General features: G+C 41.5%; 37 protein-coding genes and 1 pseudogene. 8 read left to right on the top strand and 30 right to left on the bottom strand.

The features are described from left to right. Nucleotides 1-94: 94 nt before the first annotated feature. The 26 genes from ACLTWA_RS10140 to ACLTWA_RS10015 all read right to left on the bottom strand — a co-directional run bounded on the left by ACLTWA_RS10140 (nt 95) and on the right by ACLTWA_RS10015 (nt 12,144). Complete coding sequence (locus ACLTWA_RS10140; RefSeq protein ID WP_412327584.1) at nt 95-499, bottom strand: hypothetical protein; 405 nt, start codon at nt 497-499, stop codon at nt 95-97. Nucleotides 500-503: 4 nt separating this feature from the next. After that, on the bottom strand, nt 504-755 hold the full coding sequence (locus ACLTWA_RS10135) for a hypothetical protein (protein WP_412327583.1): 252 nt from the start codon (nt 753-755) through the stop codon (nt 504-506). Nucleotides 756-940: 185 nt separating this feature from the next. Then, the gene (locus ACLTWA_RS10130) at nt 941-1,177 is read right to left on the bottom strand and encodes a hypothetical protein (RefSeq protein WP_412327582.1); all 237 of its coding nucleotides are present in this window, start codon (nt 1,175-1,177) and stop codon (nt 941-943) included. Between the two features lie 15 nt (nt 1,178-1,192). Further along, nucleotides 1,193-1,459 (bottom strand): hypothetical protein, encoded by a 267-nt coding sequence (locus ACLTWA_RS10125; protein WP_412327581.1) that lies wholly within the window; start codon nt 1,457-1,459, stop codon nt 1,193-1,195. A gap of 20 nt (nt 1,460-1,479) precedes the next feature. After that, nucleotides 1,480-1,692, bottom strand: coding sequence for a hypothetical protein (locus ACLTWA_RS10120; RefSeq protein WP_412327580.1), 213 nt, complete (start codon nt 1,690-1,692; stop codon nt 1,480-1,482). Further along, nucleotides 1,689-1,931, bottom strand: a complete 243-nt coding sequence (locus ACLTWA_RS10115; RefSeq protein ID WP_412327579.1) for a hypothetical protein — start codon at nt 1,929-1,931, stop codon at nt 1,689-1,691. The genes ACLTWA_RS10120 and ACLTWA_RS10115 overlap by 4 nt, the downstream gene beginning before the upstream one ends. Before the next feature lie 216 nt (nt 1,932-2,147). Continuing rightward, nucleotides 2,148-2,321: a hypothetical protein gene (locus tag ACLTWA_RS10110; RefSeq protein ID WP_412327578.1), complete on the bottom strand. Its 174-nt coding sequence runs from the start codon at nt 2,319-2,321 to the stop codon at nt 2,148-2,150. Continuing rightward, complete coding sequence (locus ACLTWA_RS10105; RefSeq protein WP_412327577.1) at nt 2,318-2,470, bottom strand: hypothetical protein; 153 nt, start codon at nt 2,468-2,470, stop codon at nt 2,318-2,320. Before ACLTWA_RS10105 ends, ACLTWA_RS10110 begins: the two co-directional genes overlap by 4 nt. 152 nt (nt 2,471-2,622) lie before the next feature. Next, a complete protein-coding gene (locus ACLTWA_RS10100) occupies nt 2,623-2,862 on the bottom strand; it encodes a hypothetical protein (RefSeq protein ID WP_412327576.1) in 240 nt (79 codons plus the stop codon). Beyond that, nucleotides 2,859-4,241: a DEAD/DEAH box helicase gene (locus ACLTWA_RS10095; protein WP_412327575.1), complete on the bottom strand. Its 1,383-nt coding sequence runs from the start codon at nt 4,239-4,241 to the stop codon at nt 2,859-2,861. Before ACLTWA_RS10095 ends, ACLTWA_RS10100 begins: the two co-directional genes overlap by 4 nt. Next, on the bottom strand, nt 4,219-4,665 hold the full coding sequence (locus ACLTWA_RS10090; protein ID WP_412327574.1) for a Holliday junction resolvase RecU: 447 nt from the start codon (nt 4,663-4,665) through the stop codon (nt 4,219-4,221). The genes ACLTWA_RS10095 and ACLTWA_RS10090 overlap by 23 nt, the downstream gene beginning before the upstream one ends. Beyond that, a complete protein-coding gene (locus ACLTWA_RS10085; protein ID WP_412327573.1) occupies nt 4,659-4,868 on the bottom strand; it encodes a hypothetical protein in 210 nt (69 codons plus the stop codon). The genes ACLTWA_RS10090 and ACLTWA_RS10085 overlap by 7 nt, the downstream gene beginning before the upstream one ends. A gap of 300 nt (nt 4,869-5,168) precedes the next feature. Beyond that, complete coding sequence (locus tag ACLTWA_RS10080; protein ID WP_412327572.1) at nt 5,169-7,064, bottom strand: DUF927 domain-containing protein; 1,896 nt, start codon at nt 7,062-7,064, stop codon at nt 5,169-5,171. Continuing rightward, nucleotides 6,994-7,608: a CHC2 zinc finger domain-containing protein gene (locus ACLTWA_RS10075; protein WP_412327571.1), complete on the bottom strand. Its 615-nt coding sequence runs from the start codon at nt 7,606-7,608 to the stop codon at nt 6,994-6,996. The genes ACLTWA_RS10080 and ACLTWA_RS10075 overlap by 71 nt, the downstream gene beginning before the upstream one ends. Next, complete coding sequence (locus tag ACLTWA_RS10070) at nt 7,586-8,209, bottom strand: hypothetical protein (RefSeq protein WP_412327570.1); 624 nt, start codon at nt 8,207-8,209, stop codon at nt 7,586-7,588. The genes ACLTWA_RS10075 and ACLTWA_RS10070 overlap by 23 nt, the downstream gene beginning before the upstream one ends. Next, entirely contained in the window at nt 8,202-8,867 is a 666-nt protein-coding gene (locus ACLTWA_RS10065) for an AAA family ATPase (RefSeq protein ID WP_412327569.1), read from the bottom strand. Before ACLTWA_RS10065 ends, ACLTWA_RS10070 begins: the two co-directional genes overlap by 8 nt. An 11-nt stretch (nt 8,868-8,878) precedes the next feature. Further along, on the bottom strand, nt 8,879-9,532 hold the full coding sequence (locus ACLTWA_RS10060; RefSeq protein ID WP_412327568.1) for a hypothetical protein: 654 nt from the start codon (nt 9,530-9,532) through the stop codon (nt 8,879-8,881). 11 nt (nt 9,533-9,543) lie between these two features. Next, nucleotides 9,544-9,735, bottom strand: coding sequence for a hypothetical protein (locus ACLTWA_RS10055; RefSeq protein ID WP_412327567.1), 192 nt, complete (start codon nt 9,733-9,735; stop codon nt 9,544-9,546). Then, nucleotides 9,732-10,229 carry a siphovirus Gp157 family protein gene (locus ACLTWA_RS10050; protein WP_412327566.1) on the bottom strand — a complete coding sequence of 166 codons (498 nt, stop codon included), beginning with the start codon at nt 10,227-10,229 and terminating at the stop codon, nt 9,732-9,734. The genes ACLTWA_RS10055 and ACLTWA_RS10050 overlap by 4 nt, the downstream gene beginning before the upstream one ends. Next, the gene (locus ACLTWA_RS10045) at nt 10,229-10,873 is read right to left on the bottom strand and encodes a hypothetical protein (protein WP_412327565.1); all 645 of its coding nucleotides are present in this window, start codon (nt 10,871-10,873) and stop codon (nt 10,229-10,231) included. Before ACLTWA_RS10045 ends, ACLTWA_RS10050 begins: the two co-directional genes overlap by 1 nt. 38 nt (nt 10,874-10,911) lie before the next feature. Then, nucleotides 10,912-11,175: a hypothetical protein gene (locus ACLTWA_RS10040; RefSeq protein ID WP_412327564.1), complete on the bottom strand. Its 264-nt coding sequence runs from the start codon at nt 11,173-11,175 to the stop codon at nt 10,912-10,914. Between the two features lie 52 nt (nt 11,176-11,227). Continuing rightward, nucleotides 11,228-11,398, bottom strand: coding sequence for a hypothetical protein (locus ACLTWA_RS10035; protein WP_412327563.1), 171 nt, complete (start codon nt 11,396-11,398; stop codon nt 11,228-11,230). A gap of 15 nt (nt 11,399-11,413) precedes the next feature. Beyond that, a complete protein-coding gene (locus tag ACLTWA_RS10030) occupies nt 11,414-11,596 on the bottom strand; it encodes a hypothetical protein (protein WP_412327562.1) in 183 nt (60 codons plus the stop codon). Next, nucleotides 11,596-11,778, bottom strand: a complete 183-nt coding sequence (locus ACLTWA_RS10025) for a hypothetical protein (RefSeq protein ID WP_412327561.1) — start codon at nt 11,776-11,778, stop codon at nt 11,596-11,598. Before ACLTWA_RS10025 ends, ACLTWA_RS10030 begins: the two co-directional genes overlap by 1 nt. 16 nt (nt 11,779-11,794) lie before the next feature. Further along, nucleotides 11,795-11,986 (bottom strand): hypothetical protein, encoded by a 192-nt coding sequence (locus ACLTWA_RS10020; protein ID WP_412327560.1) that lies wholly within the window; start codon nt 11,984-11,986, stop codon nt 11,795-11,797. Continuing rightward, on the bottom strand, nt 11,986-12,144 hold the full coding sequence (locus ACLTWA_RS10015; RefSeq protein ID WP_412327559.1) for a hypothetical protein: 159 nt from the start codon (nt 12,142-12,144) through the stop codon (nt 11,986-11,988). The genes ACLTWA_RS10020 and ACLTWA_RS10015 overlap by 1 nt, the downstream gene beginning before the upstream one ends. Before the next feature lie 251 nt (nt 12,145-12,395). On the opposite strand from ACLTWA_RS10015, the gene ACLTWA_RS10010 reads away from it, so the two are divergent. Next, the gene (locus ACLTWA_RS10010) at nt 12,396-12,827 is read left to right on the top strand and encodes a hypothetical protein (RefSeq protein ID WP_412327558.1); all 432 of its coding nucleotides are present in this window, start codon (nt 12,396-12,398) and stop codon (nt 12,825-12,827) included. Nucleotides 12,828-13,066: 239 nt separating this feature from the next. Here the strand turns inward: ACLTWA_RS10010 and ACLTWA_RS10005 are convergent, their stop codons facing one another. After that, nucleotides 13,067-13,276, bottom strand: a complete 210-nt coding sequence (locus ACLTWA_RS10005; RefSeq protein WP_412327557.1) for a hypothetical protein — start codon at nt 13,274-13,276, stop codon at nt 13,067-13,069. A gap of 161 nt (nt 13,277-13,437) precedes the next feature. On the opposite strand from ACLTWA_RS10005, the gene ACLTWA_RS10000 reads away from it, so the two are divergent. The 5 genes from ACLTWA_RS10000 (at nt 13,438) to ACLTWA_RS09980 (ending at nt 17,566) form a co-directional block, all read left to right on the top strand. Further along, nucleotides 13,438-13,923 carry a helix-turn-helix domain-containing protein gene (locus ACLTWA_RS10000; RefSeq protein WP_412327556.1) on the top strand — a complete coding sequence of 162 codons (486 nt, stop codon included), beginning with the start codon at nt 13,438-13,440 and terminating at the stop codon, nt 13,921-13,923. Nucleotides 13,924-13,956: 33 nt separating this feature from the next. After that, nucleotides 13,957-14,421 (top strand): ImmA/IrrE family metallo-endopeptidase, encoded by a 465-nt coding sequence (locus ACLTWA_RS09995; RefSeq protein WP_412327555.1) that lies wholly within the window; start codon nt 13,957-13,959, stop codon nt 14,419-14,421. A 77-nt stretch (nt 14,422-14,498) separates the two neighbouring features. Continuing rightward, entirely contained in the window at nt 14,499-15,095 is a 597-nt protein-coding gene (locus tag ACLTWA_RS09990) for a DUF4352 domain-containing protein (protein WP_412327554.1), read from the top strand. A gap of 173 nt (nt 15,096-15,268) precedes the next feature. Then, nucleotides 15,269-15,730 (top strand): TM2 domain-containing protein, encoded by a 462-nt coding sequence (locus ACLTWA_RS09985; RefSeq protein WP_412327553.1) that lies wholly within the window; start codon nt 15,269-15,271, stop codon nt 15,728-15,730. Between the two features lie 243 nt (nt 15,731-15,973). Further along, nucleotides 15,974-17,566, top strand: coding sequence for a recombinase family protein (locus ACLTWA_RS09980; RefSeq protein ID WP_412327552.1), 1,593 nt, complete (start codon nt 15,974-15,976; stop codon nt 17,564-17,566). A 27-nt stretch (nt 17,567-17,593) separates the two neighbouring features. Here ACLTWA_RS09980 and ACLTWA_RS09975 read toward each other — a convergent pair. Next, nucleotides 17,594-17,719: pseudogene (locus ACLTWA_RS09975) on the bottom strand (manganese catalase family protein); the annotation flags it as partial. 109 nt (nt 17,720-17,828) lie between these two features. On the opposite strand from ACLTWA_RS09975, the gene ACLTWA_RS09970 reads away from it, so the two are divergent. Further along, nucleotides 17,829-18,641 carry a hypothetical protein gene (locus tag ACLTWA_RS09970; protein WP_412327551.1) on the top strand — a complete coding sequence of 271 codons (813 nt, stop codon included), beginning with the start codon at nt 17,829-17,831 and terminating at the stop codon, nt 18,639-18,641. 71 nt (nt 18,642-18,712) lie between these two features. Here the strand turns inward: ACLTWA_RS09970 and ACLTWA_RS09965 are convergent, their stop codons facing one another. Further along, on the bottom strand, nt 18,713-18,871 hold the full coding sequence (locus ACLTWA_RS09965) for a hypothetical protein (RefSeq protein ID WP_412327550.1): 159 nt from the start codon (nt 18,869-18,871) through the stop codon (nt 18,713-18,715). A 138-nt stretch (nt 18,872-19,009) separates the two neighbouring features. On the opposite strand from ACLTWA_RS09965, the gene ACLTWA_RS09960 reads away from it, so the two are divergent. Continuing rightward, complete coding sequence (locus ACLTWA_RS09960) at nt 19,010-19,669, top strand: DUF3298 and DUF4163 domain-containing protein (protein ID WP_412327549.1); 660 nt, start codon at nt 19,010-19,012, stop codon at nt 19,667-19,669. Nucleotides 19,670-19,709: 40 nt separating this feature from the next. Here ACLTWA_RS09960 and ACLTWA_RS09955 read toward each other — a convergent pair whose 3' ends face one another. Further along, nucleotides 19,710-20,060 (bottom strand): hypothetical protein, encoded by a 351-nt coding sequence (locus tag ACLTWA_RS09955; protein ID WP_412327548.1) that lies wholly within the window; start codon nt 20,058-20,060, stop codon nt 19,710-19,712. Nucleotides 20,061-20,146: the final 86 nt, after the last annotated feature.

The raw sequence follows: 20,146 nt of genomic DNA, 5'->3' as shown, positions 1-20,146 counted from the left end.
ATCATTAATTTAAGGGGGCTTCCAAATTTATCTAATTTTGGATAATATTAATATACCATATTGACACGTCCCCGGTTTACCCCTCTTTTCAAAATTATTTTTTCTGACTCAGCAACCAGTAAAACTTCTTGCGCCGATCATAATACATTTTCTTTCCGCATGGAATATTCATAATCATATCCAGATACCTATATGATAAATCTTCCGTCACTGCTTTAAGTAAATACTGATAAATATCCGGATCAGCCTCCAAGGCCGTCTGCTCTATCAGCCGGCAATTCTTCTCCAGCATAGCCCTCCTGATTGCTAATTGCTGGGTAGCGTCCCCTGGATTGTGGCTGGTAGGCATATCCGTGATTTCCATAGAGCCTACTGTATCTGTTTTATATTTCAGTTCGTCCTTCCACTCGCCATACTGCAAGCACCAGTAATACAACTCCCAGAAACGGTTCTTACTGATCCCGTACTTGCTATGGTTTAACGGCCTTACATTTCCCACTCTGTCACCTCCCTGCTGTCAAAATTTGTTTTCTTACTCTATCCCAATCCTCGGCCCATTTCAGCTTTGCCGCAGTCCTCGCATTTGCCAGCCCCGCGTCAACAAAGGTATACTGGTCTTTGTATGTCAGACCGTCCCCTGCGTAGTTGGCAATTAATGTCCTGGCAGTCCCCAGTTTCTCTGCAAGCTCTACCGCAGATCCGGAATCTATTGGCACGCCATTCTTGTAAAGGGCGTATATCCTTTTAGGTTTCATCCCTGCACCTTCTTTCTCTCTGGCGGCTTCCTCAGACTCCGATCCGGACACAAACCTGTATAAGAGTAAGCTGGCATCCGTGCTGAAAAAGAGTTAGCCGGCGATGCCTTTAGTATGCTGTCCTGCTTTGCTGCTCTTGTAATATCTTCTTTGCTCAATCTATCACTCCTTTGGAAAATTTCAGTTTACCGGGCCAGCTTACAAAACTTAGGTATTACCTTGTAGGCCGTTTCCCATGCCAGGACAGATATATCTTTATAACTTTCTGCTCTGGCAACCTGTTCCCATACTGCCCTCTCAATGTCATTCATTGATTCAAAGGCTCTATCAATATTGTTCTGCCTTACGGCTGTAAGCTGCCGTTTCTGCCATCTTTTAAGCTGCTGATCTAATTCAATTTGTTCCTGCATTGTATAAGCCATATCCACCTCACAATTTCAGTTTAAATCATCAAGGTTCCAATTTTGAAATATTATTGCCTGAAGCTCACCAGATAATATTTTCAGCCTTTCCCATGTGGATCTATTATTTTCCCTTACACGCTTATCAGAAAATTTTTTATTCTCTGCTGCTAATAAATTTTGTAAATTAAGTATCTTAGCATACTCTTCTTCCGAAAGGGTTTGTGGCTGCACCGATAAATCGAAAAATCCAACATGTGGCTTGTAGTTAGAAATAACACTTTTAATCTCTGCCTTTTTCATTGAGCCTCCTCATGAAAATCCTAATTTTGCGGCATAACATATTCTGGATTTTTAAAGTTCCAACCAGCGATAGTCATTTTTGAAAATACTTCCGTTGTTCGCAGCACGTCTCCATACTTACCGCATTCTACACGTTCATTTGGCTTATTATCGGGAGTACAGTATATTGTGCACCCCTGCATTTCAATGCTGTAGCCTGTTACAACACTGCCGTCTTGTTTTATGATTTTCATTCGCACCTCCCAAACCGTTCCATCAGGTGACCTTTCCAGTCAACGCTTACCTCCTGGCTTTTAGCCTGCTTGGTGTATGTATTTAAGATATCGCACACATACTTATCCATCTGACACCCAGCACAAATATCCTCCAGATCCTCCTTGCGCTCCGTCTCCCAAGGGAACCGGCACAGGTGATCACATAAATATTCCATCATGGGGGTGACGATCTTCTCCATATTGTTTTGATCTGACATCTTAGGCTCCTCTCTATGATTTTTGCTTTACCCCATTTGGTAAATCTTTCCAAAACAAGTACGATAATTTTCTGCTATAATGCAGTTGTATATCTTAGGCTTCAGGGAATTATATTTCCTGTGGCTTAGGTATAGCTTTTTCATACTCATACCAGCGGGGAGAATATCCTCGCTGGCCCCCCGAAATTCTTTTTATCACTGCCTTCCTCTCGCCTGTTACCATGAAGGAAAAGGCTTTTTCGGCCCCGCCCCCTCCTGTTTTTTATCTCCGTACTTCAATTCTACCGCCTTGACGTTCCCATCATCATCTGTATGTACCTTTAAATCAATCAGTTCTAATTCCTGCAAACTCTCCTGCAATGATTGTGTATAAAATTTATTTAATTTCATGATTTATTCCCCTTTCCCTTATTGAAATCTCCATAGCTTCCGGAAACGAACATGACTAAATGTAAAATCAATCCGGTGCAGAATTCCTTCCCTTTAGTTCGATATAATTCTTCTGCCATCTCACTGCGTGTCATTTTCTCTAAATTCATTCCTTACAACTCCCCTTCCTGGCACGCACTCAAAATGTATGTGCAGCTTGCTTCGTCTCTTGGTTTCTATGTACACATGATCTCCCTGAATCTCTTTCCCACAGACATAACAGATATGTGCTTCCTGTTGGGGGGGGGTATTGGACTTCCTTTTAGCTGGCATCTGCAGACCTCCCATTTTTCTCTTCTTCCAGTTGGGTAAATGTTGCAAGCATAATCCGTCCGCAGATAGGAGCCCCATCATATTTTTTCATAATCTGAGCAAAGTCAGCCGTGGCAGACTCCCAGACTCCTGGCCCCATGGGCTTTCCGTGATACTTCTGATAAAATAAATAAGCATCACAGAAAACACCTTTCACCATTGCCGCAGCTTCTTCACTTCGCACACTCACAACAAACACCCTGCCTTTCTATAATGAGCCCGTCGCCTTTTCCACTGATTTTCACAAAATTGGATATCATCCACGTAGTCATAGCAAATAGCATCTTCTTTTCCGGTGAACATTCTGGCAATACGCCCCACGCTCTGAGTGACAACGGCATAATCCTTTTTAGGAAGAGTCATATACAATCGGTCAAGCCTGGGAATATCAAGCCCTTCCTTTGCAAGACTGAAAGTAGCAAACAGATAATGCTTCTTTCCATTTCTCATATCCTCAATCGCCTGTTCCCGCTTTTCCCTGGCCCTCTTGCTGGTCATGCTGCCATCAATCATGACGCTGCCCTTTTTAAGTTCCTCCGGCAGCATACTTCGTAAGACCTGCAAGTGCTCCAAACGATCAGAAAGAATCAGGTTGAAATGTTCTCCATTGCTTTTTAAGTCCTTAACAATGGATTCATTTCTTGGACCGCTTCCTGTCAGATATGGGATTAGTTTTGAAAAAACCAAGGTCCCATCCGTGTCCAGGCATTCCCGATTTATCTTTACTCCCGTTTCCCGTTGACGGATCCGCACCTGCATGGTTTTATCAGCCACTGCTTCTTCCGGAACCCTATAAGCAATTTCTCCGATCACAGCAAAGGTGCTTTGTATTAATCCGTCTGATCGGTGGACGGTTGCAGACAACCCGTACTTATATCGTGCTGCCAGACTGTTCATGACTTTATAAAACATCGTCACCTTTGAAGGAGTACCGGCCAGACGATGACACTCATCAACAATAATTACGTCCCAGGAATACCGGTATTTGTCCAAATCCAGCTTACAGAGTGTCTGTACCGTGGCAAAGGTTATATGACTGCCGATATGTACCTTTCCCGCTGTTATCTTTCCCAGTGTCTTTTTATCAAAATACTGCGCTGCCCTCTCAAAAGACTGAGTAAGAAGGTCCTGGGTGTGCGTGATCCATAATGTCCGTCTTGACAACTTTGCTGCAAGAGCAATTCCCATTTGAGTCTTTCCGGATCCGCAGGGGCTTTGTAAAATTCCGCAGCTCTGATGGCTCATTTCTTCCACTGCCGGCTCCTGATAGCTATACAGGGGAATTGTTCCATCAAAGGATAAGAGGCCATTATCTGCCAGATCTTGAGTGACGGGAGTGTCTGCCGGTTTAAATTCCTTCACCTTTTTTCCGACTCCTACCGGTACGATCAGCTCGCTTCCTTCAATCCGGTAAAGCCATAAGTGCTTTGGTACATTTCCGGTCCATAGCCCACGCCTGGAACGATTCGCATATTCTGGGTTGGGAAGTACCAGATTCTCACTGCACCAGTCAAACAAGGCTTTAGGGGCATCTGTTATCCGGATCTCACTGCCAATTACGATCTGCACTTTTATCACCTACGCTTTCCAAAAGATTTCCCAGCCAAATATCAAGGTTACTGCCGTATCTTTCGCAGACAGCCTCGTCAATCTGTTTGATTCCTTTGCTTTGTAGGTGCCGGATCAGGTCGTAATCAATCAGGTAAATCTTTTGATTACTGAACCGTAAAGCAAACTTCCCTTTTTCATTCCCAGTCAGTTCAAATAGATGCATGGCATTATACTGATTCTCTTCCATTCTGCTAAGAAGAAAATAATCCTTTTTACAGTCTTTGCAGTCAAAGAGATATGTAATTCCATTCCGGGAGGCTACCACATCACAGGGCTGTCCGTTTTTGTTATCCTGAAACATATGGACCCAGAACCCACGGGCCGCCATCAGCTCTGCAAACTTTCTTTCAAAATCCGCCCCGGCTTTCTTATTACTTACCATAAGAAAGCCGCCTCCTTTTCAAGTTCCAGGCTTAAACGCCGAACCATCTTTAAATCATCTTTAATTCGTTGCCTGTTAGGCCTTTGAAGATTCCAACACTTTGTCTGATCACTCGACTCCAACATTTCTCTGTAGTTTTCTATTTTTTCAAATTCCCCTTTTGCATCCTGTAAGAGGAACTCAATTGCATTGATTTTATTCAAATTACCACCTTTTCCTTTCTGGTCTAACCTTTTTCAGGACCAAGCTAACCGACTTTTGGTCCGAAAACGGCATTCAAACCCTTATTTTTACGTGGGGTCTAACCGTCTAACCTAAAATCCGGTTGCATAACTGTATATATTTAGAGTAAAATTTGTTCTTATCAATTTTCCCTCGCGCTACGAGACCTATTAAACAGGTTAGACTAGTTAGACAGGTTAGACTGTATATATAAAAGCCTTGTTTTATGCGGTTTCCTACTGTCTAACTATGAATTAGGCCAAGGTTAGACAGGTTAGCCCTTAATTAAACGGCAAAGTCTCTTGTCCATCATCAATATTCATAAATCCATCCGAGTCTGTATTGTCATCATCTTGGGGAAGATTGAATTTTATATAGCTGGACTTAATTCCATAAACTTTTGTGCTATGAATGAACTTTCCCTGAGAATTTCTAACTAAGTATCCTTTTTCAGACCACTTTTTACTGACTGCAGTATAATCAAATCCATTTTGGTTCAGGTAATCAAGTAAGACATCCCGGTTAATAATCATGACTTCACCGTCAATCTTTCCCCATACTTCACCTTTGTTTGGTGAATTTTCAGCCTTTGGATCTTCAAATCGAACTGGATTCTTGGCCGCCCAGTTAAGCACTGACTGGTACGCTCTTTCAGCTACATCCACATCCATAGCACTCTGCAAATATCCTTTTACCATAGAAACTGTCAAAGGCTGTTCTTCTGGAAAGAATAATTTCACAGCCAATTCATCGGCAAGGAGTAGGCACGCCATAGCCATTGCCTGCTTATCCGTCGTGTCAAGCTGGCACAAATCTTCAAAGTACTTCCTGTACCTCTCAGTAAGTTCCACCGGCTCAATTCCCTGTATGTACTCCACTAACCTGCGGCCAGCAAATCCATAATGCTCCTGTACTACGCTGCTGACATAGTGGCCATCATCTACTAGAGGACCATCAATCGCTACTTCAATGACACGGTTTTTGGATCCACCGCCTGAATTGGCCTTTGTGATTGGTTCCTCTCCGGTAAATATAAAACTGTTTTTCCAGGTCTTTGTGTCTTCCACGCCGCCATACGCCTTTGCCCGGCCACGGTCAACTCCCTCTGTGATCTGGTATATCAACTGATCAAAATTTCCCTGCCATTTATCCTTAATGGTCTGAAGTTCGTCCCCGGCAAAAGGAATGGAGCATAAGAAGGCAGCGTTGCGCATAATGGCATTCTTAGTCATATTCATGGTTTTAACAAGGCCGCCCATTTTAGGATTTCCCCATATACTCATAGCAACCATCAGCCCCACTGTTTTGCAGGTTCCTGTTGTTCCCCATATATGAAGGACAAAGGGAAGTACCTTAAGTGGCTCCAGGAGCACAGAAGCAAAGCTCACAGCCATCATCATGCGCAAAGGTGTGTTCTTCCTCAAACTGGCACATAAATTTCTCCAGGTGTCGTAACTGCCATTTTCCCTTACGTTTCGGAAAATTGCTTCATAATCCATATCTCCCTCATAGCGGATATCCTCTGCGTAGGGAGTAAAAAAGGATCCTACCCACCCAAGACGATTGATGGATTTTTTTGGATTAAGCGTCAGGGGATTGAGCCCTACACAATCCGATATGTACCGGACCAGATTCTTTGCATTATCCGATGTGACTTCTATTCCGTACTGGCTAAGAGCGTCCACGATCTTATTGGTATTTGCACAGACGCTACGATCCACGGTAATACTCTGCCAGGATGCTGACTTAAAATAGGCCAGGGTGATCCTCTCTTCTGCTGTATCCACGTTTTTCAGGATCTCTATAGGCAAGATGGGGTGACTGCAGGCATGAGCCGGCACCGGCATGGCGTTCTTGTCGTACCGGATCGCCCTGACTCCTAAGTCATTGGCCGTCCATTCTCCGCATATCAGTTCCAAAGGCTGATCGGTAAATTTTGTTTTCTGCCCATCCTGTTTCTGACGCTGAGCATAGTCAAGGACGAAGGATTTGTAAATATTGTTAAACTCAGTAATTCGCTTTAGTTTCCTGGCTACATTCCGCAGAGACTCTATGTACTGGGTCCTTTCAACATTGTCCTCAATCTCAAAAATCTCATAAAAGATTTCATCTGGAAATGGATCCGTCTGGTTCAATTCGGATATACCAGTTATTAATTCGTCCTTCGATCTCTCCAATCCTTCTCACCGCCTTTTTATCGTCATAAACTTCTTCCGGACATTCTTCCAAGTTCTCAAGCAGATATTCTATAAAAGTAATGTTCTGCAGGGCCTCTGTAAAATGCTCATTCTTTTCATGGATTGCTTCACAGAGTAAGATCCAGTACATGCGAACATACATTTTTGCTCTTTTTCTAAAAGCGGCAACCTCCTTCTGCCGCTTCCTTTTGCGCTCTGCTTCCCTCTTTTCCCGGTAGGTAACCGGCACTGATATTGGAACATGAAACGCTGCCGCCAATTCCTTTGCCGCTTCTTCATTGCGGATTCCCTGATACAGGGCCGCAAACTTGATCTGATCTCCTCCAGTGCCGCAGGTAAAGCAGTAAAACCCTTTTCCGTTAGGATATATCTTCATGCTGGGATCCGTATCATGGTGAAAGGGGCATAAACAAAGCCCCTTTCTATTCACCTGAAGCCCATAGTATTCTGCAACCGCCTGCATGGACACAGACTCCTTGACCTTACGAAACAGATCCGGATCACATGAATGGAATTCCCTCATCGCCGGCTCCTTCCGGAATGCTCACAAAACCGTCGCTGTCAGTAAAAGAAGGGGGTGCTGCATCTGCAGGACTTGGACGGCTTCCGCTCTGTGCCCCAACGGAAAGAAGTTCATCTTCCGGTACTTCTGCTTCATCAAGTCCCGCAACACTTCTGATTCTCCACAGCTCTGTCACAAAGGGAGTTGTCCCATCATTAGCTTCAAATTGTCTGCGGCGGAAGATTCCTCCAAATTTTTTACCTACCAGGGTCTTTTCATTTCCTTCCTTGTCCCACTGAAAAGTAAAGTTATTCGACCGTTCAATACTGGTAATTATGCCTTTCAACCAGGAAGTTCCCTTCCCGTCCATGTTCTGCTTAAAAACGCCTTTCCATTTTGCATTTTTACCATTCTGGGCCTTGGCTGCTTCAAACGCCTTTTTATAAAAATCTTTGTGTTCCCCTTCGGCAATATCGAAAAGAATTACAAACTGTTCATTACCATTCTGTGAAGTCTGTGTAGCCACCTGTACGATGGAGCAGACATATTTCCCCTTAGGAAGTTGTATAGACTCTCCGGTGTAAGCCTGGGCCTCGTCATACCCTGCTGGTTTCTTAATCATGCTTTGCATCCTCCTTGTTTATATTCTTTGGGTTTTGAATCTCATAGTATTCCCGAATGGTGTTATCCACCATTAATAAATCGTTATCTATCTCTACGCTTTCAAACATGCCCATAGGTGATTTTGAGACAGCGTTCCCATCTGACTGCGTAATAAATCTATGCTCAGATAGATTGTTCGTACATCGAAGAACAATGGTACAAAGTCCTTCAATCGTTACTTTTTCATCAAGAAGTTTTCCAATTGTTTTTGGCTTTACATTTCCGTAGTCATCCGTATCTTCGTGCATAATGATATAAACAATTTTGTCATTCGGAAGATCATCAATTACAAACTGGATCAATTTCCAAAACTCATCTGCCAAAGTATTATAGAAAGAATAGATTGCGTTTCCCGCTCCTTTGGAGCTGTGATTTCTCATAAATTCATTCGTAATCAAGTACCCTGCATCGTCAACAACAAATGATTTCTGGGGAGCTCCTTTTATAGCTCTTTTAATTTCCTCATATTTATCTGTTTCTACCTTAGGGATTTTCCCTCGAAAAGGAAGAGGCTTTTTTAGTACGTTAATCAATCCAAAATCTTTTCCAGGGCAGTTTCTCATACTAGTAGATTTTCCGCTCCCGGACTTTCCAATAATCAATACAGGTATTCCCATTATTGCCCTCCTTAATATGGCAGTTCTTCTTCAAAGTCTGCTTCCTGATCCGGTTCATTCTCTTCTCTTAAACGCCAGTCCGTCTGAAAAAAGTCCAGCTTTTCCATGCTTGGAAAAAGAACGTCCCTGGCCTTTTCTCCCGCTTCTGTTGTATGTACCCAATAAATGGTAGTGTCATTTTTCCAGTATAGGATTCCAGCACTATAATTGGGCCTGCCGGGCATACTCTCCACCGTTGTGTCCAGTTCCTTGCTGCTTATTACATCAGCAGTCATGCTCTTGTCTGCAATCTTGTAGCTTAGATTGCTATGTATCTGCAGCACAATGAAGGTGTGTGGCCATACACAATAATTTAATGGCACATAGGCTGCGTAATCTTTGGCTTCCTTCCATAATTCATAAACATTTGGATACTCTGATTGAGAATCTTGAACCACTTCCCCACCTTGATGCGAATATTTGTAATACTCTCCGGACTCCGGAATGTCTCCAATCAGTTCCATAAGGGCGGCTTTGAATTTATTGGATGCGTACAAAATATCCGTACTCAATCCCCACGTCCCGGCATGAACCAAATAGCTTCCATTGATATTTCCAACGTACAGGCCGCCGCTTTTAAGGGCTGCCTTCATGATCTTTTTTAATTCTCCTGTTTTTAAAAACATATTTCTCCCTTCTATCTTCCCTCCTGGCTCCGTTCGGCTGCCATTCGGACAAGATCAAGCACAATGTTCAGTTCATCGTAGGAAAGGTGCCAGACACCAGTTACCATTAGATCAGTGACTTTTGATGATACCTTGACGAGCTGCGCCATCCGGAGCGGCGATATCTCCAGACCGGATGTATCTGGCAGCCTGTCCATGCTCATCGGATCCGCAAGTGCTCCCCACGGGGTTCTAAGTGCGCCCAATCAACCTGTTTCTCAGTAAGAAGCTGACGGACCGCTTCTTTATTTACTACTGGCGGCTGCGGAATGGTGTATTTTGGCGGAATATCTTCCACGGTGCCGTCAATCACAAGCGGCTCTGCTCCGCCATTCTTGCAAATGGAATAACTGAACAGGGCAGTTTTGAATTTCTCTTTTCCGGTGTAGCGCATATTTTCCATAAGGTACTGCTTGATCCACTGATCCTTACTCTCCAGCTGCTTTGCCCGGAAAGCAAGCCTGTCCTGCTCTTTTTTAATTGCCTCAATGCTGGCCTGAATCTCCATATGTATCTTGGCAAGGTTATCTGATTTTTCTTCAAACTCCCCAAAGATTGACTCCAGAGTGTCCTTCATGATCTGCGGATCAACGTCCTCCGCATAGCATAGTTCTTCAAATGCTTTGTATTCCTCCGCAATGACATATAATTTTTCCATTACTGCTTTTCTCCTCTCTTTGTTTTAGTTGTTACCTTTTCTATGTAAAGTGTCTCTGAAACTCTAAAAACATTAAAATCGTCCCGGTTTTTCCGTCTCTTCCACGATTGAATTGTAGAAAGTTTTCCTTTTGCTTGTTTCGGATCATCGTATTCAAAACTCATGTTTTTGTGATTAGATAAAAGAAACTCTAATACAGTTTCGATTTCCACACTTGGGGTACGACCAAGCCTTGCTGCTTCCGGGATTTTTACATCAAAATTTATTTTCATTCCCACTTCTCTCTTACCTCCTGTCAGATACCTGACATTCTCCTCTGTGACGGTATCCTTATAAGTCAGATCATCGGTTCCCGGAATCACATCATCCAAGCTGATTGCCTGGATCTGCCTCTCTTGCTTTCTTCGGTTATTGCTTAAGGAACTGCGCACCGATTGACGTACAATAGTTTTAAAGGACCACTTCCTGAGCTCCGGCCGGGCAAACCATTTCTTCACCGCTTGGAGATAGCCAAACACCGCCACATCGTACAGGTCATCATCAAGTCCTTGGAGCCTCATGCACCATTCCAGGGCACTGTGATTCTCTTCCGCAAAGGCCTGCTCCTCCGGGGTAAGTGGGGTAAGCATGATACGTTCACACATGATTTACCCCCCCCCCTGAAAATCTGCTTCTCATAGGACTATTCCTTATTGAGATTGCGCATTACATCATCGTGTAATAGTTCAAGGGTAATCATCCGCATGGTCTTATCAGGATTTTTCTTTATTGCGGCATAAACCAATTCACACAGACCTGCAAAAATGGCAGCATCCGGTCCCTTAACAGTTACAGATCTTTTCCCATTCATACCCGATTCCTTGCAGAAACACATGACCACAGGAGCTTCCGCATCCATCTTTGCCGCTTTTTCCATAGATTTTAATAAATTTAAGAACTCATCCATCTTGATTTCCTCCGACTCTCTACGTATAATAGAGGTGAATAATATTTATCAGTTACCTTGATTCCCTGGGAGTTGCAGCTCCTGGGGTTTCTGCTTTCTCAACTTCTGTAAGGCCTCTAAGAATTGCATTAATCCATAAATCTTCATGGTTCCAGTTGATCTGTACAGGTGCTTGTTCTGCAATGGCCTGTAAAATGATCTCCGCTGCTTTACGCTTGTCCATCATTGCCCTCCTTTCTTAGCACTCTTTTATTTCAGACCTTTCAATTGTCTTGAATATGTCAACAGTTTGTCCCAGATTGAAACTTTCACCAGGAGCATAATACGCTTCCACTTCACTTCTGGTTCCGTTGATTTTGGTTGTCATGAAATCTCCATCAGTAAAAAATACCTTTACAAAGAATAGCTTCGTCTCGCTCATTACGACCTCCTTGGAACCGCCCGGCCTATCGCCCTGTAAAAATCCCTAACAATCATTTCTCGGTTTTCCGGCGTGTCTGGTGCATTACCTCCGCTAAAATCATCACCAATAAATAACTCACCATCACCATTTATTCCGCACTGCAAACCCGTTTTTTTGTCTTCCATCCAAATCTCTATCACTGCTTTCCCCTCCCTTTCACATCACTTCCAACGCACCACATACCGCAAACATCAAGATCATACTGCTGACAAATATTACCGCCGGTATAATCCGCTTGGTAATCTCCATCAAGTGTGACGGGCGGGTGTCGGTGTAATCATCTAAATTGTCATAGTACTTTCGCATGGGGCCTCCTTTCCTAAAAGGCTTGTCCTTAATTACCGGCATCAGCCGGATTTCTCTTTCTGTTCTTTTTCCTGATAAATGCTGCTTGCAATGCGTCCCATATTATCAAGAATCTGTTGAAGCTCTTCTTCAGTTTTAACAAAACAATCATCATGAGCACGAATAATAGAATTGCCTATTTTTCTTTCCAGGACTACCATATGTAACACCTACCTTTCTTTTAAACCTATGCGGCACCGGTTGTACTTGTTGCTTATTTGCAACCTTCCTTTCATAATCTTTGCATGGGTACTGTCTGCTACAATCCGGGCAACGCCCGCGGTACCGGCAGGACTTCCAAGATAATGTAATTTCTATATGTATCACCATTCTTTTCTTGTAAAATTTTCCAGTTCTCCTTATAATGTAATTACCAGACAACTATCTGGAATACTTACAAAGGAGCACTAATATGATTGACTGGTCTGCCACTGCTGCATGGGTAACTCTTGCTCTTACTTTAGTAATATCCATAGTATCTCCCGTAATCAGTACCTATTTATCGAATAAGTTTCAATTGAAAATTCGAGAATACGAAAAATCCGAGAAGGAAGTAGAACAACACTATCTTGAAAAGCGAGAAATTCTTCAAGGCTTTATAAGCAATACCGGTAAATTATTAAACCGAAGAGATTCTGACAGCCTCAAAGACTGTGGGGAGCACTTTTACTTAGTGTATACTTACCTTCCGAAAGAACATTGGAATAAAATAGACCTTTTGCACCAGCACATTCAAAACGTGGACTATGCTTCAGCACAAACCTTACTGCTCGAAGTTTCTAAAGTAATAGCCGAGTTATTAGAAGAATCAGACCGCACAAATCAACTAATAAAATCCATATAAGGCTTATTAACCATTTCTTTTTCCATATTTTCTTACAAATAGCTCCTAATGCGAGTGATAATAAAAGTAATAATAAAAAACATACAACATTTGTTTGGTCTGTCATTGTAAGCTTGTGGATCTGCCAAAACCACATCCTCTCTCACCTCCTTTGGATGATTTTGGGGTTAGTGCTTCTTCTATTTAATTTTTAACACCTCCCACCTGATTTTTATTAGTTTTAGATGATTTTAAATCATCTATTTAACAAAAAAAATATCTTCTTTTTCTTTTAAGGATTTAATATTCAATAACTCGCAAAGGGCGGAAACTTCACTAGTTTTAAATTCCTGCTTATTTTCCAATTTCAGTTGAAAACCATATGGAGATAGCCCCAAATAATCTGCTACGAACTTCATCTTCAATCCTTTTTTTGAAATTAAACTTCTTAAAAGTTCTGTATTAGTCAAAATATCACCTCCTTACTTCGATGATTTTAAATCATCTAACCATAATATAGCATCATGATGATTCTAAGTCAACTGTTTTTTTATAATCTTACAAATATAATTGATTTTAAATAAACTTTGTGCTATATTTATGTTATCAACACAGGAATGGATGGAAAATTATGGCGGATATTGGAAAGAGAATACGTGAAAAAAGAGAAGCTCTTGGAATAACGCAAGAGGAATTAGCAGTGAGACTTGGCTATAAAAACAAATCAACTATCGCCAAAATAGAAAACGGTACTAATGATATCGTTCAAAGTAAGGTGGTTGAGTTTGCAAATGCGTTAAACACATCTGTATCCTACCTTATGGGATGGAAAGAAGAATTACAAGCACAATCACAACTTCAGATTAGCCAATCGGAGCAATCTCTTCTACATAAATACCATTCATTAGATGATAAAGGCAAACACACCGTGGACACTGTGCTGGAAATGGAATATAATCGTTGCAAAGATAATTGCTCAGAAGAGTTAATAATAAAACCAAAAGAAGATAAGTCACACCTCCTCCCAATGGCTGCTCATAATGATACCATTACAGAGCCGGAAGAACTAGAAAAGACCATACGTGACCTTGCCAAACTAAAAAGACCAAAAAAATGACAAAATACAATTTAACCAGGAAGTGATTTTTATATGGAGTATGAAGAGCTGCTGACTGAGGCTGATTTAAATGGAATCTATGTTATTGAAGATTTGGAATTTGAGTCCCAGGCTTCCGGGCTCATTAACGGAGATGTAATTGGGTTAAATAAACGCCTTTCTACATATTCCGAAAAGACTTGCGTCCTTTCAGAAGAACTGGGACACTATCACACAAGCGTAGGCAATATTCTTGATCAGACGTCAGAAGGAAATAGAAAGCAGGAATATAAAGCAAGGCTCTGGGCCTATAATAAAATGATTACAATAGAAAAATTAATTTCTGCCAAGGAAGCCGGTTGCCGAAACCGATATGAAATAGCCGAACACCTCAATGTCACAGAGCCTTTTCTTCAGGATGCTATAGATTGTTACCGTTCAAAGTATGGCCTGGGATTTCAAAAGGGAGAATACATAATATTTTTTGAACCATTTAATATCTGCCGTATGGCAGAATAAATACGGTTTTAAATAAGGAAGATTAAAATAGCCTATGGCTTTTTAATAAATACAAAAGAATGAAAGAGGGAATGAATATGAAAAAGAAGTTATTCGTACCAGTATTATGTGCTGTGGCACTCAGCGCAACCGCATGTGGCAGCAACGCTTCATCTGAAAAAGCAGAAACCACTACTACCGAAGCAACAACAGCTGCTGAGACCACAACTGCAGAAGAAACCACCACTGCTCCTGAAACAGAAGCAGCAGCCCAGGCAGTTCCAATAGGACAAGCTGCTAAAATTGGAGAATGGACTGTCACTGTAAGTAATATGCAAATATTAGATAGTATTCCAGACAATTATGGAAGCTTTAGTCCTGATGAAGGAAACAAATATTTGTTAGTAACCATGACAGCATCTAACGAAGGAAAACAAGCTGATTCCTTCCTTCCCTCTTATCCTATGGATGATGATGATACCACTGCAAAAATCCTTTATGGAGATGGGTATGAATTTATTCATACAAATCTGCTAGGTTATAGTAAGTCCATGCTTAGCACTACTGTTAATCCACTATCCTCAAAAGATGGAGATATAGCATTTGAAATCCCAGATAGCGTAGCATCTGCAACAGATCCTATTACCTTAGAAATCTCTAATGGAAAAGAAAAAGTCAACTTTTCATTGAGATAAAATAACGTAAACTAATTGCTTATAAGAAAAAAATCGAATAATTTGCTGCCTTTAATTTTTTAAAGGCAGCCCTAAATATCAGGTTACTATTTTTTCTACAAGTAATACGGAATTTTAATGAATATAATAGCCTAATGCTTTAAATGTAATAACAAAAGAAAAGAGGAACGAGTATGTCAAAAATCATTCAGATTAGCAATGACATTGTTACAGTGGGGATGGACAATGGCTCAATAACAGAAGTTCGCATGTGTGATTTAAACTTTATTCCAAAAGTAAATGACGAAGTAGAAGTATTTCAGAATGAAACTAAAACTATAGTTTCAAAAAAGGAAACTCCAAAACAACAGGATATACCTGGCGGAATTAATATCAATGTTAATAATTCAAACACGGTTGGTAGTCAACAAGTAGTAGTTCCAAGTGGTAAGAAAGCTGTAAATAAAGTTGCTTATTGTCTATTATCCTTCTTTCTTGGAGGATTCGGTGTCCATAAATTTTATTCAGGCAAAATAGGATTAGGTATTCTCTATCTTGTTTTCTGCTGGACATATATTCCTGCAATTGTATCCATTATAGAATTTATTATTGCCTTGTGCAAAAAAGCAGATGATAATGGAATGATAATAGTATAACACTTAATACATAAAAAATATAAAAATGCCATGCTGATATCAATTTATCATTAAGCTGACAAATTAAAAGCAAAACCGCCCGGCGCTACCAACACCGAACGGCTTCACATAGATTTCTCTTATCAGGTATGCCCCGAAAAGATACAATCGTTCCCAAACAGATTATATCATTTCTAAAGCGTCCTGACAAGAGGGCGTATTTTTGTACCCAAATTTAAGTAAACTATACAAGGAGATGATATAATGCTTGACCCATCAGGAATCTATTACATGTACCTCCGTAAATCAAGGGAAGACCGGGAAGCCGAATCCCACGGCGAAGGTGAAACTCTGGCAAGACACGAAAACCGCCTAAAGGAATTAGCGGATCAATTAAAGATAACAATCTCCCAAGTATACCGTGAAGTAGTATCCGGAGAGACCATTGCTGCCCGGCCGGAGATGATGCGTATGCTCTCCGATATTGAAAGCGAACAGCCTGACGGGGTTCTGGTTGTAGAACTTGAGCGTTTGGCACGCGGGGACACCAGAGACCAGGGGCTTATCATGGAGACCTTTAAATATGGAAACACTAAAATCATCACCCCTTTAAAAACCTATGATCCAAACGATGAATTTGACGAAGAGTACGCAGAGTTCGGGCTCTTTATGAGCCGCAGAGAATACAAGATCATCAACCGCCGGCTGCAAAATGGACGCAGAGCCTCCACTAAAGAAGGAAAGTGGATTGGCAATGTTGCTCCTTACGGCTATGAGCGAATAAAACTTCCTCATGAAAAGGGCTATACCCTAACTCCTCTTCCGGAAGAAGCAAAGATTGTCCAGTTCATATTCCAGCTCTATACAGAAGGAACGAAAGAATCAGACAATCTTCCGATCGGTGCGACCCAGATCGCCCACCTTCTTGACGACATGAACATCCCTCCCCGCAAATCCGATCACTGGGAAACCGGTGTTATCAAAGGAATTTTAAGAAACTACGCTTACATAGGTAAATTGGAAGTCGGCAAGCGCAAACAGATAAAAACCATTGAAAATGGTGTAGTAAAGCGTTCCCGCCCGATTAACACCAATTCCGAAATATTAGATGCCCTACACCCTCCTATTATTGAAGAAAGCAAATTTTATGCGGCCAAAAGAAAATTGGACGCAAACTTCCGCCCCACAAACTTTTCTACAATAAAGTCTCCTCTGGCAGGCCTGATCTACTGCAGCGAATGCAAGAAGACCCTATACCGCCGTCCTGCCGGCGCAAAGAACCCTTGCGATACCATTCTGTGTAAAACACATGGCTGTCCCACGGTAGGCTCTTTCTATTATCTGGTGGAAGAACATTTGATTAAATTCCTTGAAGAGACACTAAAAGATTATAAAATCAAGATCAAGGGAGACAATTCCGGTGACTGGAGCGAAATGCTGGAAAGAAAAAAGATAATTTTAGACCGCAAAAAAGATGAAATACAAACCATCACCAAGCAACTGGAATCCGTATATGATTACTTTGAGCAGCAGATCTACTCTCTTGAATTATTCCGAAAAAGATCAGCAGACCTGACGAAAAAGCTGGAAAAAAGCCAGGCTTCCATGAAAGCCATAGAAGATGAAATCTCAGACATTGAAGATCGTATTGTGAGGAAAGAACAGTTTATTCCCTATTTTGAAAATATATTACATTCCTATGCCGATACCGAAGATCCTCTGAGAAAAAATGCTTTGCTGAAACAGGTCGTTGACCATGTTTACTATTCCAAAACAAAAAAAGGCAACCGCCTGGGTAATGGAGTGGACTCCTTCACCCTTGACGTATACCTGAAATTACCCTTCCGGGACTTTTGACGCTTATTACTGATATCTATTAAGTACTAATTCTTCCGTCCCAATATCCGTCAAAAGTCCTTTGCACTCCTTATAAGGCATTGCATACCTTTGAGAAAGATAACGCATGGAAGCACCCATTTCTCCATCTGGCCCACCTGATTGTAAAAACTGATAAGATTCTCAAACAGTAATCTTCACACAATATTAACTTAGACACCGCAGTTTTACGTCGATATTATAATGTAAGATACTTAAAAAATACAACAGGGAGAATATGACTATGAGAAAAGCATTATGTTACTTGACACTGACAGGCGTTCTGGCATTTGGCGGAGCATTTACAAGTTTTGCACAGGGAACCGGCTGGATTCAGAATGAAAACGGCTGGCGGTATGAAAAGACAGAAGGAAGCTATTCTTCAAACGAATGGTATTCTGTAGATGGAAAATGGTATCATTTTGATGCTAACGGAATCATGCAGACCGGATGGCTGCAGGAGGGAAACGTCTGGTATTATTTAGATCCCGCCAGCGGTTCCATGCTTTCCAATACATCAAGAACCATTGACGGAGTAAGCTATAGCTTCAATCAAAGCGGTGCCTTAACCGATAATTCCAACACCTCATCCCAGAATGACATAAGCCTGGGACACTGGGAAGGAAGAACATTTGTAAATGACTGGTCTGAATACCGTATTACCGCTGCTGACAACTATAATATTGCTGCTCCGGGTACTTCAGATGATGAGACAACCCCACTTATTTCAGATTTTTATATTGAATCACAAGATGGATACAGCGCCATTCAATGCTATTATATTAATGATGAAGGCGATGATATTTTAACCAGTAACCAGCTTATTCAATATCTTTTTAAAGAGTTGAATAATGATAATGATGTCCTCAATACTAAGATGGATCAGGATGTAACATTAGGCCGCCATACTTACAGTAAAGGTTATGCTTATCTGAAAGATAATGCTGTCATTGAGTGTTATTCCCGAAAAACAGGAAATTATTATATGCTTCTTTTAGCAGGATACTATCCGGAACAGGCGGATAACATCCATAAGATGATCAGCAGCATCCAATAATAATCTTTTAGTTCAAAAAACAGGAGGGAGCCCTCAACCAGCTTCCTCCTGCTTTTTTAATTGCTCTGCTGTTAATCTTCTTCTTCGTACACCCTTCTGTTCTCTTCATATCTCAAGGTATTTGGTCCCAGAAACTTTCCAGTCTGCCAGTGGTCCTGAAAGGTTTGAGGCCGCTTTTCTTTCTCCTCTTGTTTATTAGGAGTCTGCTCTTTGTTTTTGTCTTTTTCCATTGTCATCACCTCGAATTTAGTCTGTCCCAATGTAAAGGAAATATGTAAAGACCTCTGCTTCCATTTCTGCTTTATAAACTTACATAATTGCCCAAACCTATCCATATATTATAAAAACGATCCTTTTATGAGGCTCTTATGCAGAATATTACCAATCAGACACTTACGGATACCATGCTTTATCAGGATGTCCCTGTTCTGACCTATACAATTCATTATCCCTATTTTACCACCAACTGCAGTCAGGCAGCAGCCATGCATGTGAATAACTATTACAAATATCAGGCCAGACAAAAAGAGGACTATTGCCGGAACGTATTATATAAGGAAGCCGTGGAACAGGCAACGTATGCAACGGATCATGAATTTCCATTTAATAAATACGAATTTCTTTCCGTTTATACGGTTACATACAACAATGATTGTGTGACAAGCCTTTATTCCGACCAATACACCTATCTGGGAGGCGCTCACGGAAATACGGTGCGGGATTCTCAGACATGGGATTTTCAAACCGGCTATCAATTGAGCCTTTCCGATTATTTCCCCAACAACCAGACATTTACGCAAGATATTATTTCAGAAATCAATAAACAGATTACGGAAAGAGAAAAACAGGATCCCTCTACCTATTTTGAAGACTTTCCCTCCCTTGTACGGGGAAATTTTAATTTAGAAGGCTTTTATGTTACACCTGACGGTATTGTTATTTATTATCAGCAGTACGATATTGCCCCTTATTCTACCGGGATTCCGGAATTTTTCTTTCCATTTAGTGAATCCTCTTCCAGAACTTAAACATCGAATGTCCTGGCCGCTTTCGGCCGGGGCATTCTCCTTACCGCTTATTCCACGGACGAAAGGTCCGGATCTGGCGCAACAAAGAGGAGGGGTCTCCCCGAAAGCAGATGGCCCGGTCATCGATATAGCAGATGGCAGGAAGCTTCACCGGGGTTATGCTGTCCACCCGAATTCCATACCGTTCCAGATATTCCCTGATTGCTGCTTTTCCTTCCTCACTCGCAGCTCTGGAGGAAACCACTGCCACTTCATATCCTGCCCTTCGGATTTCAGCAATTGCATCTTTGATTCCATCTACCGGCTCATCCGGAATAATATCAGCTCTTTTAAATCCGCTTACATAACTGTGAATGACTCCGTCAAAATCAAAAACCACTGTCCTTTTCAATGCATTCTCCTTCTATTCCGGTCATATTAGTGTTTCTCTCATTACATTTTGACCCGTTCTTCCTTCTCCTATTCTTACATTCTCAG

It is taken from the genome of Lacrimispora sp., from assembly GCF_046972725.1.
Classification (GTDB): domain Bacteria; phylum Bacillota; class Clostridia; order Lachnospirales; family Lachnospiraceae; genus Lacrimispora.
This window is presented reverse-complemented; position numbering and strand designations above follow the sequence as displayed.

Coding starts and splice junctions, on each gene's coding strand:
- ACLTWA_RS10135 (WP_412327583.1), bottom strand. CDS start 755: ATGAAACCTAAAAGGATATACGCCCTTTACAAGAATGGCGTGCCAATA.
- ACLTWA_RS10130 (WP_412327582.1), bottom strand. CDS start 1,177: ATGGCTTATACAATGCAGGAACAAATTGAATTAGATCAGCAGCTTAAA.
- ACLTWA_RS10125 (WP_412327581.1), bottom strand. CDS start 1,459: ATGAAAAAGGCAGAGATTAAAAGTGTTATTTCTAACTACAAGCCACAT.
- ACLTWA_RS10120 (WP_412327580.1), bottom strand. CDS start 1,692: ATGAAAATCATAAAACAAGACGGCAGTGTTGTAACAGGCTACAGCATT.
- ACLTWA_RS10115 (WP_412327579.1), bottom strand. CDS start 1,931: ATGTCAGATCAAAACAATATGGAGAAGATCGTCACCCCCATGATGGAA.
- ACLTWA_RS10110 (WP_412327578.1), bottom strand. CDS start 2,321: ATGAAATTAAATAAATTTTATACACAATCATTGCAGGAGAGTTTGCAG.
- ACLTWA_RS10105 (WP_412327577.1), bottom strand. CDS start 2,470: ATGAATTTAGAGAAAATGACACGCAGTGAGATGGCAGAAGAATTATAT.
- ACLTWA_RS10090 (WP_412327574.1), bottom strand. CDS start 4,665: ATGGTAAGTAATAAGAAAGCCGGGGCGGATTTTGAAAGAAAGTTTGCA.
- ACLTWA_RS10075 (WP_412327571.1), bottom strand. CDS start 7,608: ATGAGGGAATTCCATTCATGTGATCCGGATCTGTTTCGTAAGGTCAAG.
- ACLTWA_RS10070 (WP_412327570.1), bottom strand. CDS start 8,209: ATGATTAAGAAACCAGCAGGGTATGACGAGGCCCAGGCTTACACCGGA.
- ACLTWA_RS10065 (WP_412327569.1), bottom strand. CDS start 8,867: ATGGGAATACCTGTATTGATTATTGGAAAGTCCGGGAGCGGAAAATCT.
- ACLTWA_RS10060 (WP_412327568.1), bottom strand. CDS start 9,532: ATGTTTTTAAAAACAGGAGAATTAAAAAAGATCATGAAGGCAGCCCTT.
- ACLTWA_RS10055 (WP_412327567.1), bottom strand. CDS start 9,735: ATGAGCATGGACAGGCTGCCAGATACATCCGGTCTGGAGATATCGCCG.
- ACLTWA_RS10050 (WP_412327566.1), bottom strand. CDS start 10,229: ATGGAAAAATTATATGTCATTGCGGAGGAATACAAAGCATTTGAAGAA.
- ACLTWA_RS10045 (WP_412327565.1), bottom strand. CDS start 10,873: ATGTGTGAACGTATCATGCTTACCCCACTTACCCCGGAGGAGCAGGCC.
- ACLTWA_RS10040 (WP_412327564.1), bottom strand. CDS start 11,175: ATGGATGAGTTCTTAAATTTATTAAAATCTATGGAAAAAGCGGCAAAG.
- ACLTWA_RS10035 (WP_412327563.1), bottom strand. CDS start 11,398: ATGGACAAGCGTAAAGCAGCGGAGATCATTTTACAGGCCATTGCAGAA.
- ACLTWA_RS10030 (WP_412327562.1), bottom strand. CDS start 11,596: ATGAGCGAGACGAAGCTATTCTTTGTAAAGGTATTTTTTACTGATGGA.
- ACLTWA_RS10020 (WP_412327560.1), bottom strand. CDS start 11,986: ATGCCGGTAATTAAGGACAAGCCTTTTAGGAAAGGAGGCCCCATGCGA.
- ACLTWA_RS10015 (WP_412327559.1), bottom strand. CDS start 12,144: ATGGTAGTCCTGGAAAGAAAAATAGGCAATTCTATTATTCGTGCTCAT.
- ACLTWA_RS10010 (WP_412327558.1), top strand. CDS start 12,396: ATGATTGACTGGTCTGCCACTGCTGCATGGGTAACTCTTGCTCTTACT.
- ACLTWA_RS10000 (WP_412327556.1), top strand. CDS start 13,438: ATGGCGGATATTGGAAAGAGAATACGTGAAAAAAGAGAAGCTCTTGGA.
- ACLTWA_RS09995 (WP_412327555.1), top strand. CDS start 13,957: ATGGAGTATGAAGAGCTGCTGACTGAGGCTGATTTAAATGGAATCTAT.
- ACLTWA_RS09990 (WP_412327554.1), top strand. CDS start 14,499: ATGAAAAAGAAGTTATTCGTACCAGTATTATGTGCTGTGGCACTCAGC.
- ACLTWA_RS09985 (WP_412327553.1), top strand. CDS start 15,269: ATGTCAAAAATCATTCAGATTAGCAATGACATTGTTACAGTGGGGATG.
- ACLTWA_RS09980 (WP_412327552.1), top strand. CDS start 15,974: ATGCTTGACCCATCAGGAATCTATTACATGTACCTCCGTAAATCAAGG.
- ACLTWA_RS09970 (WP_412327551.1), top strand. CDS start 17,829: ATGAGAAAAGCATTATGTTACTTGACACTGACAGGCGTTCTGGCATTT.
- ACLTWA_RS09965 (WP_412327550.1), bottom strand. CDS start 18,871: ATGGAAAAAGACAAAAACAAAGAGCAGACTCCTAATAAACAAGAGGAG.
- ACLTWA_RS09960 (WP_412327549.1), top strand. CDS start 19,010: ATGCAGAATATTACCAATCAGACACTTACGGATACCATGCTTTATCAG.